This window comes from Phenylobacterium sp., assembly GCF_965284355.1.
Lineage (GTDB): Bacteria > Pseudomonadota > Alphaproteobacteria > Caulobacterales > Caulobacteraceae > Phenylobacterium.
This window is the reverse complement of sequence record NZ_OZ260078.1, coordinates 1343800-1360897: the sequence shown is the minus strand read 5'-3', so window position 1 is coordinate 1360897 and position 17098 is coordinate 1343800. Positions and strand designations below refer to the sequence as shown.

The following is a 17098-nucleotide window of genomic DNA, read 5'->3' as shown; positions in this document are numbered from 1 at the left end:
AGCACCGACGAATTTGGGTGGAGACGTGATCTGATGTAGCGAGTCAGGCCGTCGTTTCCAAGGCCTTTTTCTCACCGGCGACCACCCGGTCGCGGTCGGCCAGGTCCTTGATCGTCGTGACGAACACCGCGCCCGCCTCGCGGAACAGGGCCTCGACGGCGTCCTTCTGGTCGAAGCCGATCTCCACCGAAAACCGTCCGCCGGGCTTCAGCACCCGCAGGATCTCGGGCGCCAGGATCCGATAGTGGTCCAGCCCGTCGGGGCCCCCGCTCAACGCCAGGTGGGGCTCATGGTCCTTCACCTCGGGCTCCAGCGTCGGGATCACGTGGTCGGCGATGTAGGGCGGGTTCGAGACCACCAGGTCGAATTCGTCGGGCGCCAGGCCCGCCGTCCAGTCGCTGCGCAGGAACGCGGCGCGGCTGGCCAGCCCCAGCGCCGCGGCGTTGTCGCGCGCCACCGCCAGCGCCTCTTCCGACACATCGATCCCCAGACCCCGGGCCGCCGGGCGCTCGGCCAGCAGCGCCAGCAGGATCGCGCCCGAGCCCACGCCCAGGTCCAGGATCCGCCACGGCGCATGCTCGGGAAACTCGCGCAGGCTGTACTCCACGACCGTCTCGGTGTCGGGCCGCGGCGTCAGAACGTCGGGCGTGACGTTCAGCATGATCTTCCAGAAGCCCTTGCGGCCCAGGATATGGCTCACCGGCTCGCGCCGCTCGCGCCGCGTGAGATAGTCCTCGAGCGTGGCCTCCTGCTGAGGCGTCAGCTCGCGGTACGGGTCGGTCACGATGTCCACGCGGGTCGCCTCGGCGGCGGCCTCCACCAGCAGCCGCGCGTCGATCACCGGGCCGACCAGCCCGGCCGCTTCCAGCCGCGCCCGCGCGCCCTTCCAGGCCTGGACCAGATTGAGGCTCATGGCGCGCCCTCCAGGGCCTGCGGAATGGTCACGGCATCGCCCAGCCCCACGCGGCCGGCCGCCGTCACATGCACGTACACGCCGCACAGCGTGTGGCCGTAGTTGTCGAACAGCGCCTTCACCACCTCGAGGTCCTTGACGCCCGTGGCCGGGTCCACCTCGGTCGCGGCGCAGCGCACGATCGGCTTGAACACCCTGGCCTGCGCCCAGCCCACCATCATGTCGCGATCGGCCCAGTCGTTCTCGGCCCAGGCTGGCCAGCCTTCGACGTAGAGGTTGCCGCGAAACCGCAGCGGGTCGAGCTCCACGCCCATCTTCGCCGACAGGTCGCGCACGCTGGCCAGGTTGATGATCGAGACCTGCCCCGCCGGGTGGTCGGTGAAGCGGAACCCGCCACGGGCGTCCATCACCTTCAGGGGGCCGCGCAGGTCATCGGGATCCAGGAACGCGGTCAGCCAGGCGGCGAACCCCTCGCGCCCCTCGGTCTCGCTCAGCCGTCCGGAGAACGTGGGCCGCCCGTCGGCCTGGGCGCTGAACACGCCGGTCGCCTCGTCGTAGCGCGTCTTCACGGCGGCCACCTGGGGGATGGCCGCCAGCACCGTGAACTTCTGCTTCGAGGTCCAGACGGGCTGGGCCGGGTCGAACCCCGACGGTCCGTTCTCCACCGCCCAGATGCGGTCGTGCGGGAAGCCTTCGCCGGGCGCCAGCTCTGCGTGGCTCAGGCTCTCGGGCGTGAAGCCCTTCACAGGATGGCGGAAGATCGCCGCGACGTGGCCGCTCATGGGCGGCTTCTGACGGAAACCCCGACCGATCTCAAGGCGGGAGGCGCCGGAACGTGCGCGCGGCTGGACGGTTAGAGCCCCGGCGGCTGTCGGAGGTTCGGGTTGGCGCGTGGGATGACAAGAACGGTGCTGGCGCTCGCGCCCTGGGCGCTGGCCGCCGTGGCGACGTCGGCCTGGTGGTCCAACCGAAGCGCGCCGCCGCCGGAGCCGCCCCCCGAGCCCCGGCCTGGACTGTCGCGCCAGACCGTCGCCGAGCCTGCGGTCTTCGAGGCCCAGGAGCCGGATCGGGGCCGCATCGCCCTCCGCCCGCACCACATCCCCTGGCGCGGCTGGCGCGACATCCTGTGGCGCACCTGGCGCGAAGTCGGCGAGGATCGCCTCACCGTGGTGGCGGGCAGCGTCACCTACTACGCCCTGCTGGCGATCTTCCCCGCGCTGGGCGTGTTCGTTTCGCTCTACGGCCTGATCGCCGACGTGCGCACCGTCCAGGAGCAGTTGGTCCAGCTCTCCGCGATCTTCCCGCCCGAGGCCGTGCGCCTGCTGGGCGAACAAATGCTGCGCCTGGCCAACGGCGAGACGGCCGGCCTGTCGGCAGCCTTCGTCGTCAGCCTGCTCCTGTCGATCTGGAGCGCCAGCGCCGGGATGAGGTCGCTCTTCGACGGCCTGAACACGGCCTACGATGAAACCGAGAAGCGCGGCTTCATCGCGCGGTCGGCCATGACCTACGGCTTCACCGTCGCCTTCCTGCTGCTTCTGACGGTGGTCAGCGCGATCCTGGTGGCCGCGCCGCTATACCTGCGAGGGGCGGGGAGCGCCCTGGCCCTGTGGCCGCTGGTGTACGCCGCCGCCGCGGGCGCCTTCGCCGTGGTCTATCGCTACGGGCCCAGCCGCCAGCGCGCCCGCTGGCGCTGGGTGTTCATCGGCAGCCTCGTGGCGGCCTTCCTCTGGATGGCGGGCTCGGCCGGCTTCTCCTGGTATCTGAACAACGTCGCCCGCCTGGACGCCACCTACGGCTCGCTGGGGGCGGTGATCGGCTTCATGCTGTGGATCTGGTTCTCGGTGATGGTCGTCCTCATCGGCGCCGAGCTGAACGCCGAGATCGAACACCAAACCGCCATGGACTCCACCACCGGCCCGCCCGCCCCGATGGGCGAGCGCGGCGCGGCCATGGCCGACACTGTGGGCCTGCGGTTCAACGGTGTAGGCGAGCTCTGGCAGGCGGCGCAGCAGCGGGTCGGCGCCCTGCGCAAACGCGGGCCGCCGAGCGGACGGGCTTAGTTGAACTCGTCTTCCAGCGCCGCCAGCCGGGCGGCCTGGTCCTCGGCGATCAGCGGGTTGATCACGTCGTCCAGCGCTTCGCCCTCGATCACCTTGGCCAGATTGTAGAGGGTCAGGTTGATCCGGTGGTCGGTCACGCGGCCCTGCGGGAAGTTGTAGGTGCGGATGCGTTCCGAGCGGTCGCCCGAGCCCACCTGGCTCTTGCGGCTCTCCGAGCGGGCGCTGTCCAACGCCTCGCGCTGCATGTCGTACAGCTTCACCTTCAGCGCCTTCATGGCGCGCGCCCGGTTCTGGTGCTGCGACTTCTCCGAGCTGGTCACCACGATGCCGGTGGGCAGGTGGGTGATGCGCACCGCCGAGTCGGTCTTGTTCACGTGCTGGCCGCCGGCGCCCGACGAGCGATAGGTGTCGATGCGCAGGTCCTGGTCGCGGATCTCGATCTCGACGTCCTCGGGCTCGGGCAGGATCGCCACGGTGGCGGCCGAGGTGTGGATGCGCCCCTGGGCCTCGGTGGCGGGCACGCGCTGCACGCGGTGGACGCCGCTCTCGAACTTCAGCCGGCCGAACACGCCGTCGCCGGTGATCGCGGCCACGATCTCCTTGTAGCCGCCCATTTCGCCTTCGGTGACGCTGTCGATCTCGACCCGCCAGCCCTGCAGCTGGGCGTAGCGCGAGTACATCCGGAACAGGTCGCCCGCGAACAGCGCCGCCTCGTCGCCGCCCGTGCCGGCCCGCACTTCCAGCACGGCCGAGGCGTTCTCGTCCTTGTCCTTCGGGGCCAGCAGCAGGGCCACCTCGTGTTCGAGCGCCGGCAGCTTGGCCTTCAGCGCCTCCAGCTCGTCGCGGGCCATCTGCGCCATCTCGGGGTCGCCGGCGGCCAGCATTTCCTCGAGTTCCGGCCCCTCGGCCTTCACGCGCTCCAGCGCGCTCACCGCGTCGGCCACGGGCTTCAGCTCGGCGTGCTCCTTCGACAGGCGCACGATTTCGGCGCCGTCGGTGGCAGCCCCCATCCGCGCCTCGATCTCGCGGAAGCGGTCGAGCACCTGGTCGAGACGGGCCTGGGGAAGTCGCATGGGAGGGCGTCTCTACCGGAGACAGGCGGCGGCGCCAATGCGCACGGCCGCGCCCCAGACCTCCTCACCCGTTGGGGGAGGGGGACCGCCCGAAGGGTGGTGGAGGGGGAACACTCCAGGCTCGGCGCCGCCGATAGGCCCCCTCCACCATGCTTCGCATGGTCCCCCTCCCCCTACGGAGGAGGAGAGCGCTATGCTGTGCGCGGGGAGGAGATCGCCATGTTCCACGAGGGCAATCGCCAGCTTCAGGACGCCTTCGGCAGCCGCGCGCTGGCCGACCGGCTGGAGGAGAAGCTGCGCCGCGACCGCTTTACCGAGGGCGACGCCGCCTTCGTCGCGACCTTGCCATTCTTCTTCCTCGCCACCGCCGACGCCGAGGGTCGCCCGGACTGCTCGTTCAAGGGCGGCGCGCCCGGCTTCGTCCGCATCGCCGCGCCCGACCTGCTGGTGTTCCCCGACTACGACGGCAACGGCATGTTCAAGAGCCTGGGCAACATCGCCGCCAACCCGCACGTGGGCCTCCTGTTCATCGCCATGGGCGACAAACCCGGACGCCTGCGGGTCAACGGCCGCGCCCAGGTGGTGCGCGACGATCCGGCGATGGCGGACATCCCCGGCGCCCAGCTTCTGGTGAAGGTGACGCCGATCGACATCTTCCCGAACTGCCCGCGCTACATCCCGCAGATGTCGATCCAGGAGGCCTCGCCTTACGTCCCCGCCGCGGACACCGCGCCGGTCGAGCCTAAGTGGAAAGCCTTCCCGGACTTCGCCGACGTGGTTCCGCCGCGCAGAGCCTGACTGGAACGTCCGCCCGCCTTGGGTGTTCTCGCACCCGGGACATACGGAGGCGAGACCATGGCGATCGAACGGGTGACGGAACGCAGCGACGGCCAGACGACAGAACGCGTGATCGAGCGCGATGTCGGCGGCGGCACGACCTATGTGGAAAAGGGCGGCTCGGGCTTTGGCGGGATCATGGTGGGCGTCGCCGTTCTGGCGATGGTCGCAATCGTGGCGTTCTTCCTGCTGCAGGCGAACCGCAATGACGCCCTGCAGACCCAGGCCGTGACCAGCGCCGCGTCCAGCGTCGCCGACAGCGCCGCCACGGCGGCGGAGGGCGTCAGCACCGCCGCGACCAAGGCCGCCGACGCGGTGACCCCCAACTAATCTCGCATCGCGAGCACGAACCGCAGGCCGCAAGCCCGCCACTCGTACGTCGCGACGGCGCCGAGTTGGCGGGCCAGGCTGTCGATCAGCCGGGAGCCGAACCCGGCGCGGGTCGGAGGCTGGGACGCGGAACCCCCCGTGTCCTCGGCCCAGACCAGTTCCAGACCGTCTTCGGCCCGGCTCCAGCTCACTGAAACGCTGCCGCCCTGACGGCTCAGCGCTCCATGCTTCACGGCATTGGTGCCGAGTTCGTGCAGGATCATGCCAAGCGGTTGGGCCTTCTCCGGGGCGAGGACGATATCGGGCCCGTCCAGGCTGTGCGTGGCGCCCGGCATGACGGCGCCCAACTCTTCCTCGACGATCGTGCGGATCTCGGCGCCTTCCCAGCGCTGCGCGGCAAGTGCGCCCTGGGCGCGGCCGACGGCGCTGATCCGGCCCAGCACGATCTCACGATAGGCTTCCAGATCGGGCGCTTGCGTCAGTTGCACGATGGACTGCGCGACGGTCAGGGCGTTTCGGGCGCGATGGTCGACCTCACGCATCAGGAGGTCGCGCGCCTGCTCGTTGCGCCGCTCCTGGGTGATGTCCCGGACCTCGATGATGGTGCCGATCGTCTGGGACTCCTCGTCGCGGATCGGACTGGCCGTAAAGGCGACGGGGTAGAAACTGCCGTCCTTGTGGACGAAAACCTCTTCGCCCTGCTGGTGCGCGCGTTCGGGAAAGGCCCGGTCGATGGCGCACTCGTGCAGAGGGAAGGGCGAGCCGTCCGGTCGCGTGTGGTGGATCACGTCGTGCAGCGGGCGGCCCAGCGTCTCTTCCAGGCGGAAGCCGGTCAGCCGCTCGGCCGCTGCGTTCATGTAGATGCAGTGCTGCCGCTCATCCATCAGGAAGATCGACACCGAGGCGTTGTCGAGCACCGCGTTGAGCTGGCGCTCGCTCTCGCGCAACGCCGCCTGGGTGCGCAGGCGCGCCACCGCCATGGCGACGTACTGGGTCACGGTGCGGAGGAACTGCAGTTCCTCGGGCCGAAACTCACCGCACCACCTGCGTCCGAAACCCAGGGTGCCGAGCAGGACCTCGCCGGCCATCATCGGGGTGCAGGCGTAGGCCTGGAGACCCACCTCTCGAATGAAGGCGACGCTCGGCTGCTCGCAGGTCTGGATGTTCGCGACGTACTGGGGCCTGCGCTGCTGGGCGACCTCGCCGCAGACCGCCGAGCCGAAGGCCAACCGCGACCCGGCGCGCTGGGCCGTCTCATCGAGCCCGTAGGAACTCGCCAGCTGCAGCTCCCCGTCCTGGGCCAGGTAGTTGAAATAGACGTCCAGGCGGAGTTCGTCGGCGATCAGGTCGAACAGGTCCCGGACCACCCGGTTCTGGTCCTTGGCCGCGAGAAGGTGCTCGGCCGCTTCATTCAGCAGGCGCAGGAAGCGGTCGGCCATGCCTTCCGCCTGCGCGATGGAGTCCTGCACGTGACCGCCCCCTCCGGTTTACGCCATCATGACCTCCAGGCGCATGATCCACTAGGGGATGTGCCGTCGACCCACAGTCACTTTCACGACAGTGGGCTCGCCGCGGGCCGGGAACGAAAAAGCCCCGCCGTCGCCGGCGGGGCCCTTAGACGTTCGATCCGTGAGTCGGATCAGGCGCGCTCGCCGGTCAGCGAAGCGTTGCCGAACATGCCGAGCTTGCAGTTGCCGCTCATCTTGTCGCCGTCGACCTTGGCGGTGAACTCGAGCTTCATCGGCATCGGGTTGGTGATGTCGGTGCTCCAGGTCAGGGTGTCGCCATCGACCTTGCCGGTCACTTCCTGCGCGCCCATTTCCGAGTCCACCGAGCCGGTGAAGGTGTCGCCGCTCGTGGCGATCTTCACCGCCATCGTGCGCGCGCCCATCGGGGTGTTGATGGTGACTTTCCAGTTGCCGTCCGCCGACATGAGTTCCTCCAAAAGAATTGGTCGCGCACCTAAGCGCGACACGGGGCCGCACGCAAGAGTGACGCAGGTGTCACTTTTGTAATCCCTCCCCTGTGGGGAGGGTGGCGACCCCGGACTTGGTCCGGGGGAGACGGGTGGGGAAGTGTGGGTCGGCGTGCTGAGGTCGGTGAGGATCGATGCCTCCCCACCCTGGCCGCTCCGCGGCCTTTCCTCCCTCGGGGAGGGTATTACTCCGCCGCCTGAGCGACGGCTTTCGCGGCGTCCAGCTCGCGGGCCCTGGCTTCGACCAGCTCGACGATGTGGTCGACCATGTGGTCGTTGTCCATCTTGTGGTCGGGCTTGCCGGCCACGTAGACCATGCCCGATCCCTTGCCGCCGCCGGTGAAGCCCAGGTCGGTCATCAGCGCCTCGCCGGGCCCGTTCACCACGCAGCCGATGATCGACAGGCTCATGGGCGTGGCGATGTGGGCCAGCCGCGTCTCCAGCGCTTCCACCGTCTTGATGACGTTGAAGCCCTGCCGCGCGCACGACGGGCAGGCGATGATGTTCACCCCGCGGTGGCGCAGGCCCAGGCTCTTCAGGATGTCGAAGCCGACCTTCACCTCTTCCACCGGATCGGCCGCCAGGCTGACGCGGATGGTGTCGCCGATCCCGGCCCACAGCAGCGAGCCGATGCCGATCGAACTCTTCACGGTCCCGGTCCGCGTCGCGCCCGCCTCGGTCACGCCGATGTGCAGCGGGCAGTCGATGGCCTCGGCCAGCTGCTGGTAGGCGGCCACCGTCATGAAGGGGTCGGACGCTTTCACGCTGATCTTGAACTCGTGGAAGTCGTGGTCCTGCAGGATGCGGGCGTGGTTCAGCGCGCTCTCGACCATGGCGGCGGGGCAGGGCTCGCCGTACTTCTCCAGCAGCTCACGCTCCAGCGAGCCGGCGTTGACGCCGATCCGCATGGAACAGCCGTGGTCGCGGGCGGCCTGGATCACGTCGCGGACGCGTGAGGCGTTGCCGATATTGCCCGGGTTGATCCGCAGGCAGGCCGCGCCCGCCTCGGCCGCCTCGATGCCCCGCTTGTAGTGAAAATGGATGTCGGCCACGAGCGGGACCTTGGCCGCCCGGGCGATCTCCTTGAACGCCGCCGTCGACTCCTCGTCGGGACACGAGACGCGGACGATGTCGCACCCGGCCTCTTCCAGCTGGCGCACCTGCTCGATCGTGGCCTTCGCGTCGGCCGTCAGCGTGTTGGTCATCGACTGGACGGTGATCGGCGCGTCGCCGCCCACCTCCACGCTGCCCACGCGGATCTTGCGGCTCACGCGGCGGTCGATCGCGCGCCAGGGGCGTACGGCGGTATGGGCTTCGGTCGTCATGGCGGGGAAAATAGTCTGTGGCGGGGCGAAAGGCTATCTAAGCTCCCCGACGAAACGTCGTGAGGTCGTTCAGCGGGCCGGCGCGGCGGCGGCCTTCGCCGGCGGGATCTTCAGGACGGGCGTGGTCGCCGGCGCAGCGGTCTTCGGCGCCGGAACGGCGGCAGGCGCGGCCACGTTCGGCGTCGCGGTGGCCAGCTTCGAGGCCAGCACCTGGGTTGAGGGCAGCACCCCGTGGGAGCGGCCGGCCACGAACACCTGGAAGTCCTGCGGCGCCGAGACGTCCAGCGTCAGGCCGGCGAGGTTGGGTACCCGGTAGGCCTCGCCCTTCGCCAGCTGCCGGGCGAAATACACCGACCCGTCAGGACCCCGCACGATCAGGGCGCCGGCCTTGATCGCCTGCACCGTCACCGTCGAGCCCAGGCGCGGGTTGCCGCTGTCGTAGACCTTCCCCGCCGGCGCGAAGACCGGCTTCAGCGAGGCCAGGTCCACCGGCGGAGGTTCGCCCAGGCGGGTGGGCGGCGGCGGATGGCCCGAGTTCGGGTCGTTCGGATCGGCCTTCAGGCCCAGAGATGCGGCCAGACCGGGGGTCTCGTAGGGCGTCGGCGTCGTGGATTCGACCGGCGCCGGCAGCGGCTCGCCCAGGACCATCGTGCCGTTCTTGAGTTTCGCCAGCAGCTGTTCGGACTGGGTCTCGGACGCCAGCGGCGGGGGCGGGGCGGCGGCCATCATCGAGCGCTGGGCGATGTTCCACAGCACGATGGCCGCGATGATCACCATGGCGCCCACGGTGAAGGCCGCGACGCGGGGATCCTTCTCGTCCAGCACGCCCACCGGGGCCCGCAGCGGCTCGTCCAGCACCGGCTCCTCGGTCTTGAACCGCTCGACGGCTGCGTCAGGGTCCAGGTCCAGGGCCCCGGCATAGGCGCGGATGTAGCCGATGGTGAAGGGACGCGAGGGCAGGGCGTCCAGCTGCATCTCCTCGATCGCCTGCAGATAGGCCCGTCGCACCCGCGTGCGCTCGGCCACATCCTCCAGCGACAGCCCGCGGTCGTGGCGGATGGCCTTCAGAGCCTCGCCCAGGGTGTCGTGCGCGAACAGCGGGTCGATGGGCCCCGCCGGTTCCTCGGGCGCGGCGCCGGGCCCGGGGGCGTCGGCCGGCGGTTCGGCCCCGACGAGGCTCAGCATCGCGCGCATCCGGTCGCGGCCGGACGGCGGCTTCTTCGACGGACGCTTCTTCAACAAGGCCAAGGTTCGGGGGCTCCTAGAGCCCGCCCGATTGGCTTGCCAATCGGAAGAGCGGGCTCGGTACTCTGACTCGGTTCGAGGCCTTCTCTTCCGGTCATGGAACATGGCCGGGAAGGCCTCGGGCCGCCCCGCATAGTGTCTACGGATTCGGGCGAGTCTCAGACGGCGAGGTAGAGTTTGCGCGCCAGGGTTTCAATCTCGTTCCGAACCGATCCGGCCGACGATTTCAAGAGCGCCGAAACGCCGCGCCGGGCGGCTTCACGGTCGCAGGACAGCACCATCTGCTTCACGGGGCCGACGCCGGTGGGCGGCATCGACAGGCGCTCGAAGCCCAGCGCCACCAGGGTGAACGCTTCAAGCGGCCGGCCGGCCATCTCGCCGCACACGCTGACCGGCGTGCCGGTCTCGGCGCAGGCCCGCTGGATCGCCTCCATCGCCCGCAGCATCGGCGGCGACAGGAAGTCGTAGCGGTCGGCCACCCGCGGGTTCCCGCGGTCGGCGGCGAAGATGTACTGCATCAGGTCGTTGGTCCCGACGCTGACGAAGTCGGTCATCGGCAGCAGCGCGTCCAGGTGCCAGATCAGCGACGGCGCCTCGATCATCGCGCCCACGTCCAGACGCGAGGGCGCAGGGCGGCCGCGCCGCTGAGCCCACGCCACCTCCTGGTCCACCCAGGCGCGTGCGGCTCGGAACTCGTCCACGCTGGCGATCAGCGGGAACATGATCCGCAGCGGCCGCCCCTTCGACGCCGCGATCAGCGCCCGCAGCTGCAGCCGCAGCAGCGCCGGGCGGTCCAGGCCCATGCGCACCGCCCGCCAGCCCAGCGCGGGGTTCTCCTCGCGCTCGGCCTCCATGTAGGGCAGCACCTTGTCGCCGCCGAGGTCGAGGGTGCGGAACGTCACCGGCAGGTCGCCCGCCGCGTCCATCACTCGCGAGTACAGCGCCGTCTGGGCGTTGAAGCGCGGCATCTCCTCCGAGACCATGAACTGGAACTCGGTGCGGAACAGGCCGATGCCCTCGGCGCCGGTGTCGGCCAGGCTCTCGAGGTCGACGTCCAGGCCGGCGTTCATCAGCAGCGTCACCTTCACCCCGTCACGGGTGAAGGCCGGCGTGTCCTTCAGCTTGGCGAACTCGGCGCGCCGCTGGCGGCGCACCAGCACGCGGGCCTGGATGGCCTTCACCACGTCGGGCCGCGGCCGCAGGAACGCCTCGCCCGTCTCGGCGTCGACGATCACGGGGTCGCCTTCCGACACCTTGTCGCGCAGGCCGGCCAGGCGGCCCACGCAGGGGATGTCCAGGGCGCGGGCGACGATGGCGGCGTGGCTGGCCGACGAGCCTTCCTCCAGCAGCAGCCCGGCCAGCTTGGTGCGATCGTATTCCAGCAGGTCGGCCGGCCCCAGGTTCCGGGCGATCAGGATCGCGCCCTCGGGCAGGTCGCGCGCCACGCTGCCGGCGCCCGACAGGTGGCGCAGCAGCCGGTCGTTCAGGTCTTCCAGGTCGTGCAGCCGCTCACGCATGTAGGGGTCGCGCGCCTGGCCCAGGCGGGCCCGATGCTCGGAGCGCACACGCTCGACCGCGGCCTCCGCCGTCAGGCCGTTCTTCACCGCGTCCTCGAGGCTGCGGTTCCAGCTCGAGGAGTGGGCGAACATCCGGTAGCTCTCGAGCACGTCGTACGACGCGTCGACCAGCCCGTGCTGGCCCTCGAGCATGCGGTCGATCTGGTCCTTCAGGCTCTGCAGCGCCTCGGCCAGGCGCTTCTCCTCGGCCACCACGTCGTCGCTGAGCAGCTGCGAGGACGCCACCGGCGGCTCGTGCAGCACCGCCACGCCATAGGCCAGGCCGTCGGCGAACTTGGAGCCCTTGAGCTGGTCGGGCCGGCGGGGCGCGAGTTCCACGCCCTCCAGCTCGCCCACGCTGATCAGTTCGCCCGAGGCGACCATCTCGGCCAGCACCATGGCGACGATCTGGATGTCCTCGACCTCGTCCTCGGAATAGGTCCGCTCGGTGCGGTTCTGGACGACCAGCACGCCGATCACGCGTCCGCCGCGCAGCAGCGGCACGCCCAGGAACGCGTGGTACGGGTCTTCGCCCGTCTCGGGCCGGTACGAGAAGGCGGGGTGCTCGGGCGCGTCGGCCAGGTTCAGCGGGCGGCCCAGACGGATGATCTCGCCGACCAGGCCCTCGCCGGGCTTCATCCGCGTCACGTGGACGGCGCTGGGATCCAGGCCTTCGGTGGCGAACAGCTCCATCTCGCCGCTGGCGCGCCGCAGGTAGATCGAGCACACCTCGGCCACCATGGAGAGCGCGATGATGCGCACCACCATGTCCAGGCGCTGCTGCGCGGGGCCACCCCCGGCAAGCGCCTCGCGGATCTGCCGCAGCAGGCTCCGCTGACCTCGAATGGCGACAGGCGCGGCCATGCTAGGCGAAACGTCCTCCCTATCCCTTGGGGGCTAGCTAGCAGTTTTGTCTTTCAAAACCGAGACTCAAAGCCCGTCCGTGCCTCTCGCTCAACAACTGCCGCTGTTTTAAGCAGGGCCGTCAAAAGCAGGCGGGGCGAGGCGGTGGGCCGGCTCGCGTTTCATCCCACGGAAATAGGACCGTCATGGCCGGCGCAAGGCGGGCCATAACGTTCGAGAATGAGGGAGAACGTCCCTCGCCGAAGATCGCCTCTAGCCCTTCTTCGGCGTCAGCTTCACGATCGCCCCGGCCGTGCCGTCCTTCAGCAGGTAGACCGCCCCGTCCGGGCCCTGGCGGATGTCGCGCCAGTTGGCGGGGGCCGGCGTCTCCAGACGTTCCTCGCCGACCACCTTCTCGCCCTTGACGGTGAGCCGCGTGACGAAACCGCCGGGCAGGCCCTGCGGCTGCTTGCCGGCGATCAGCAGGCTGCCCTTCCACTTCGGGAACAGGCTGCCGGTGTAGAAGATCATGCCCGAGGGCGCGATCGTCGGGTCCCAATAATAGAGCGGCTGCTCCATGCCCGGCCGCTGGGTCTCTCCGCCGGTGATCGGCGTCTTGGCCGGACCGTAGTTCACGCCATAGGTGATCGTGGGCCAGCCATAGTCGCGGCCCTTGCGGATGATGTTGAGCTCGTCGCCGGCCTGCGGCCCGAACTCGACCTCCCACAGCTCGCCGGTCTGCGGGTGCAGCGCCGCGGCCTGCACGTTGCGGTTCCCGTAGCTGAAGATCTCGGGCTGCGCCCCCTCCCGCCCGACGAACGGGTTGTCCTTGGGGATCGAGCCATCGGGATTGATCCGCACGATCTTGCCCAGGCCGCTGGCCAGGTCCTGCGCCTGCTTCTGGCCGGCGGGGATCGAGCGCTCGCCTTGCGTCACGAACAGCTTGCCGTCGCGGGCGAACACCAGCCGCGAGCCGAAGTGCAGCGGCGAGGCCATGGCCGGGCGCTGGCGGTAGATGACCGTCAGACCCTCCAGCTTCAGCGTCGGCCCGTCCACCCATTTGCCGCGCGCCACGGCGGTGTTGTTGGTCCCGTCGGCGTTCGGCTCGGCATAGCTCAGGTAGACCAGGCCGTTCGTCTTGAAGGCGGGGTCCAGCACCACGTCCAGCAGGCCGCCCTGGCCGCCCGAGAACACCGCCGGCGTCCCCTCGACCGGAGCCGCGACCAGCGTCCCGTCCTTGGCCACCACGCGCAGCTTGCCCGCCCGGCGCTCGGTCACCAGCATCCGGCCGTCGGGCAGGAAGGCCAGCGACCAGGGGAACTGCAGGCCCGAGGTCACCGTCGTGGCCTCGAACGCCACGCCCAGCTTCTGTTCCGGCGCGCGGGTCTGGCCCGCGAAGGCCGGCTTGTACGACGTGATCGGCGGGCGGGTCTCGACCTGGGCCGATGCGCTCGTTGCGGTGAGCACGCCCGACGTGATAGCCGCCGCAGTCGACACCGCCTTGAACACGCGCCGCATCGGCGTCTCCTTCCCGAATTGAACCGAGCGTTGCCTAGCGCCCGGCGAACCCCTTGGGAAGGTCAACCAGGATGTCCGGGAGTCTCGCATGAGCGCGAAGTGGGCGGGGGCGGCAGGACTGATGGCGCTGGGCGTGCTGGCCGCGCCCGCGTTTGGCCAGGCGCCGGCCGCGCCGCCGCGCGGGGCTGCGATCTACGCCGAGCGCTGCAAGGATTGCCACGAGGCCGGCGACGAGCGGGCCCTCACCCGCGAGCAGCTGGCCGCCAAGACACCCGCCGAGATCGTCGCCGCCCTGACCACCGGCCCCATGGCCGCCGCCGCCGAGGGCCTGACCGCCGACCTCAAGCAGGCCGTCGCCGTCTGGCTGACGGGTCGCTAGGCGGCCGCCCCTTCGCCGATCAGCAGGTCTTCATAGAACGCGCCGATCGGGCGCGTCGGGTGGGCGATCTGGATCTCCAGGATCCACAGCCCCGTGGTCGGCAGGGCGTCGAACTCGCCGAGGGCGCCGGCCTTGTAGATCGCGTGCGGGAAGTCCGAGACGCGGTGCCCCTTCACCTCCCAGTTCAACCGCCAGCCCATCGCCTCGGCCCGGGCCTTGGCGAAGGCGTACAGCGCCGCCCCGGTCAGGCCCTCGTCGCGCCAGCGGCCCGCCACCTCGTGCCACAGGTCGCGCGCCGCCTGGGCGCAGGCGGCCATCTCGGGATCATTCCCCGCCACGAAGGTGTCGCCGGCGTCGCCCTCATGACCGTCCCAGACCACGCCCAGGTCGACATAGAAGATGTCGTCCGCCTTCAGCACATAGTCGGGGGTGAACTCGCCGTAGAAGGTCTCCAGCGTGCCCGGACCGAAGCGGATGACATTGCGATGCCACAGGCGCTCCATGCCCATGGCCTCCAGGATCTCCTGCGCCACCTCGCCGCCGCGGCCCTCGGTCATGCCCGGGTGGATCGCCTCGGCGATCTTCCGCACCGCCTCGAACGTCAGGTCGCGTGCGCGCAGCATCGCGGGCAGCGAGAACGTCGCGCCGACGGCTTCCTTGGCGTGTTGAACGGACATCCGGTCGGCTCCTGTCGCTAAGCGCGACAAGAGACATAAAGATATCCTTATATCATCTCAATCCTGCCTTTCCCGCTGCGCGGGGCCGGACCTCAGGCGTCGGCGAAGATCCGCAGGAAGTTGTCGGCGTAGAACTTGTCGCGCACCGCCGGGGGCCGATCGCCCAGCGCCGCCTCGAACCGGCCGATCGGATTTCGGCCCCCCTCGATGTGCGGATAGTCGCTGGAGAACAGGTAGAGGTCGGCGTTCGACTGGTCGATGAAGCTGCCCACCTCCTCGAAGACGAAGGGCGTGAACGCCAACTGCTGGGTGATCTGCTCCGACGGCGTGCGGCGCAGGCGCTGCAGGTTCTCGTCGTTGCGGCTCCAGTGCTTCACCACCCAGTCCAGGCGGCGCAGCAGTTCCGGAACCCAGCCGGCGCCCAGCTCAACCACGGCCCCGCGCAGGCTCGGGTGCCGTTCCAGAACTCCGTCCAGCACCAGCATGGTGAGGAACTGTTCGGGCCCCTCGTGCAGGAGGGCCACGTCCTTGGTCCGCAGGTTCTCGCCGCCGCCCAGCCAGTCCTTGGTCGGCGGGCGGCCGTTGTTCATCCAGGCCTTGGCCAGCTGCAGCGGCGCGCCGCCCACGTGCAGCACGAACGGCGTGCCGGTCTCGGCCAGCCGCGCCCAGAACGGGTCCAGGTCGACGTGCCCGGGCGAGCGCTCGCCACAGGGCCGGTGCGGCACCCACGCCGCCTTCAGCCCGGCCTTCAGCGAAAACTCCAGCTCGGCCAGCGCCAGGTCGGGATCGTCCAGCGGGATCGCCGCCACGCCCATCAGCCGTCGGTCGGTCTTGCAGAAGTCGGCCATATGCCGGTTGTGCGCCCGCGCCGCCCCATACCGCAGCCGGTGCTCCAGCTTCGAGCTCGGCGAGAACGGCATCCGCAGGCTGTGGGTCGCGAACACCAGTTGCTTGCGGAACCCCAGCAGGTCCAGCGCGGTCGTCCGGTCGGTGCTGTTGAACGCCCCCAGCGCCTGGATCTCCTTTGACTTCGCGATCAGCTCGTCGCCCATCGCGATCTGGGCGGCCACGTGCTCGGGGCTGTGGCGATTGCCCTGGGCGACGATGACCGCGACCTCCTCGTCGGTCACGATCGAGGCCGAGTAGCTGACCTCCGGGATCTCGTCGCGCAACGCCGGGTCGGCGTAGGCCTTGAGGAAATCGGGCAACTCCATGATGTGGCTGTCGGCGTCATAGAACGCACGGCCCGCGGGCGCGTAGGGCATCTCATCCTCCTCAGGCCCGCGCGGATCCTTGGGTGCGTCCGTGCGTGGCGGCGTGACTATGCCCTGCCGCCGGCCGCCTCACCAGTCATCGGGGCGCTGGAAGCCGCGCTCCCAGGTGGGGAAGGCGCCGTTGCGGGCCTCGAAGGTCTTGGCTTTGGCGCTGAACCAGATGTGCCGCGCCTTCGGCTCGTCGAAGAACTGGTAGTACAGCGTGCGCATGTGCTGCTTCAGGCGGTCGACGATGCGCCGCCATTCCGAATGGCTTGCGGATGACCGGCCGGGCGGCTTCTGGAAGCGCGCCTCGTAGATCGACGCCAGCTTCTGGTCCGTGCCGAAGATCGCCCGGGCGGGATGGTTCGGCACCAGGTCTTCGCTGCGCACGAAGTGGGTGATGTACCCCTGGGCGGCTGGATCGGGCGCCATCCCGCGCGCCGACGCATAGCCCCGCGCCGCCGAGGCGAATCCTGCCGACGCCACGCCCACCACGCGGACGGGCGGGCAGATCAGGCCCTTGCTGGCGAAGAACGACTTCGCCAGCGCCCCTTGCGCATCGGCCAGCGCCCCGCCCAGCGAATGGCCACAGATCAGGATCTCGTCCACGCCCTGGCCGTTCGCCAGCTGGAAGCCTTCGGCCAGCAGGCCCATGGCCGAGTCCAGCTGCGGCCCCGGCGACTTGAACAGGACGGCGCGGATGTTCTGGGTCCAGTCGTCGACCGATTTGATCCCCTCGGTCCCGCGGTTGACGATCACCAGCGTACGGCTGGCCGGATGGCGGAGCGCGATGCCGTCATAGCCGCCCGGGGCGTCCTCCACCTTCAGCACCTGCCAGGGCGGGCCGTACTTGCCGTCGGTCTGGCCCGTGGTTTCGTTGCGGTAGAACGAGGCGGCCAGTGCGACGGCGGCCCGGTCATCGATGGCCGGGGCCAACCCGGCGGCGTCCACGGCGTCCACGACTTGTTTGCGGAACGGCTCGTCCACGACAGCCCCCAATCTCGACTGTGGCGGGAAGCTGACACGACCGGGGGTTGTCGTCCAGACGACGCCTTCGTGCGGGCTTGAGCGGCGCGCGCTCAGGGCGCATCGTCCCGGCCAACGATAAGGA

General features: G+C 69.9%; 16 protein-coding genes. 4 read left to right on the top strand and 12 right to left on the bottom strand.

Going from position 1 to position 17098, the window contains the following annotated elements; all coding sequences use genetic code 11:
* Positions 1–43: 43 nt before the first annotated feature.
* Together prmC and ACQ66R_RS06605 are read right to left on the bottom strand one after the other, a co-directional pair.
* On the bottom strand, positions 44–913 hold the full coding sequence (prmC, locus tag ACQ66R_RS06610) for a peptide chain release factor N(5)-glutamine methyltransferase (protein WP_430420332.1): 870 nt from the start codon (positions 911–913) through the stop codon (positions 44–46).
* Complete coding sequence (locus ACQ66R_RS06605) at positions 910–1695, bottom strand: MOSC domain-containing protein (RefSeq protein ID WP_430420330.1); 786 nt, start codon at positions 1693–1695, stop codon at positions 910–912. Before ACQ66R_RS06605 ends, prmC begins: the two co-directional genes overlap by 4 nt.
* Before the next feature lie 114 nt (positions 1696–1809).
* On the opposite strand from ACQ66R_RS06605, the gene ACQ66R_RS06600 reads away from it, so the two are divergent.
* A complete protein-coding gene (locus ACQ66R_RS06600; RefSeq protein ID WP_430420328.1) occupies positions 1810–2973 on the top strand; it encodes a YihY/virulence factor BrkB family protein in 1164 nt (387 codons plus the stop codon).
* Here the strand turns inward: ACQ66R_RS06600 and prfA are convergent.
* A complete protein-coding gene (prfA, locus tag ACQ66R_RS06595; RefSeq protein WP_430420326.1) occupies positions 2970–4046 on the bottom strand; it encodes a peptide chain release factor 1 in 1077 nt (358 codons plus the stop codon). The two genes, ACQ66R_RS06600 and prfA, sit on opposite strands and share 4 nt — an antisense overlap.
* Before the next feature lie 219 nt (positions 4047–4265).
* Here prfA and ACQ66R_RS06590 point away from each other — a divergent pair, with 219 nt between their 5' ends.
* Both ACQ66R_RS06590 and ACQ66R_RS06585 read left to right on the top strand, forming a co-directional pair.
* Positions 4266–4844 carry a pyridoxamine 5'-phosphate oxidase family protein gene (locus ACQ66R_RS06590; protein ID WP_430420324.1) on the top strand — a complete coding sequence of 193 codons (579 nt, stop codon included), beginning with the start codon at positions 4266–4268 and terminating at the stop codon, positions 4842–4844.
* Between the two features lie 57 nt (positions 4845–4901).
* Positions 4902–5213, top strand: coding sequence for a hypothetical protein (locus ACQ66R_RS06585; protein WP_430420322.1), 312 nt, complete (start codon positions 4902–4904; stop codon positions 5211–5213).
* Here ACQ66R_RS06585 and ACQ66R_RS06580 read toward each other — a convergent pair.
* The 6 genes from ACQ66R_RS06580 to ACQ66R_RS06555 form a co-directional block, all read right to left on the bottom strand.
* Positions 5210–6682 (bottom strand): sensor histidine kinase, encoded by a 1473-nt coding sequence (locus ACQ66R_RS06580; protein ID WP_430420320.1) that lies wholly within the window; start codon positions 6680–6682, stop codon positions 5210–5212. The genes ACQ66R_RS06585 and ACQ66R_RS06580 overlap by 4 nt on opposite strands.
* 170 nt (positions 6683–6852) lie before the next feature.
* Positions 6853–7146 carry a hypothetical protein gene (locus ACQ66R_RS06575; protein WP_293363803.1) on the bottom strand — a complete coding sequence of 98 codons (294 nt, stop codon included), beginning with the start codon at positions 7144–7146 and terminating at the stop codon, positions 6853–6855.
* A gap of 227 nt (positions 7147–7373) precedes the next feature.
* Positions 7374–8513 (bottom strand): flavodoxin-dependent (E)-4-hydroxy-3-methylbut-2-enyl-diphosphate synthase, encoded by a 1140-nt coding sequence (gene ispG, locus ACQ66R_RS06570; protein ID WP_430420318.1) that lies wholly within the window; start codon positions 8511–8513, stop codon positions 7374–7376.
* A gap of 69 nt (positions 8514–8582) precedes the next feature.
* Positions 8583–9761: a helix-turn-helix domain-containing protein gene (locus ACQ66R_RS06565; protein ID WP_430420316.1), complete on the bottom strand. Its 1179-nt coding sequence runs from the start codon at positions 9759–9761 to the stop codon at positions 8583–8585.
* Between the two features lie 155 nt (positions 9762–9916).
* Positions 9917–12178: a phosphoenolpyruvate--protein phosphotransferase gene (gene ptsP / locus ACQ66R_RS06560; RefSeq protein ID WP_430420314.1), complete on the bottom strand. Its 2262-nt coding sequence runs from the start codon at positions 12176–12178 to the stop codon at positions 9917–9919.
* A 252-nt stretch (positions 12179–12430) separates the two neighbouring features.
* Positions 12431–13675: a PQQ-dependent sugar dehydrogenase gene (locus ACQ66R_RS06555; protein ID WP_430420312.1), complete on the bottom strand. Its 1245-nt coding sequence runs from the start codon at positions 13673–13675 to the stop codon at positions 12431–12433.
* 88 nt (positions 13676–13763) lie between these two features.
* Here ACQ66R_RS06555 and ACQ66R_RS06550 point away from each other — a divergent pair, with 88 nt between their 5' ends.
* Positions 13764–14054, top strand: coding sequence for a c-type cytochrome (locus tag ACQ66R_RS06550; RefSeq protein WP_430420310.1), 291 nt, complete (start codon positions 13764–13766; stop codon positions 14052–14054).
* Here ACQ66R_RS06550 and ACQ66R_RS06545 read toward each other — a convergent pair.
* The 3 genes from ACQ66R_RS06545 to ACQ66R_RS06535 form a co-directional block, all read right to left on the bottom strand.
* On the bottom strand, positions 14051–14731 hold the full coding sequence (locus tag ACQ66R_RS06545) for a M24 family metallopeptidase (RefSeq protein ID WP_430420308.1): 681 nt from the start codon (positions 14729–14731) through the stop codon (positions 14051–14053). The genes ACQ66R_RS06550 and ACQ66R_RS06545 overlap by 4 nt on opposite strands.
* A gap of 92 nt (positions 14732–14823) precedes the next feature.
* Positions 14824–15996 carry an amidohydrolase family protein gene (locus ACQ66R_RS06540; protein WP_430420306.1) on the bottom strand — a complete coding sequence of 391 codons (1173 nt, stop codon included), beginning with the start codon at positions 15994–15996 and terminating at the stop codon, positions 14824–14826.
* 78 nt (positions 15997–16074) lie between these two features.
* Positions 16075–16974: a hypothetical protein gene (locus ACQ66R_RS06535; protein WP_430420304.1), complete on the bottom strand. Its 900-nt coding sequence runs from the start codon at positions 16972–16974 to the stop codon at positions 16075–16077.
* Between the last annotated feature and the right edge of the window lie 124 nt (positions 16975–17098).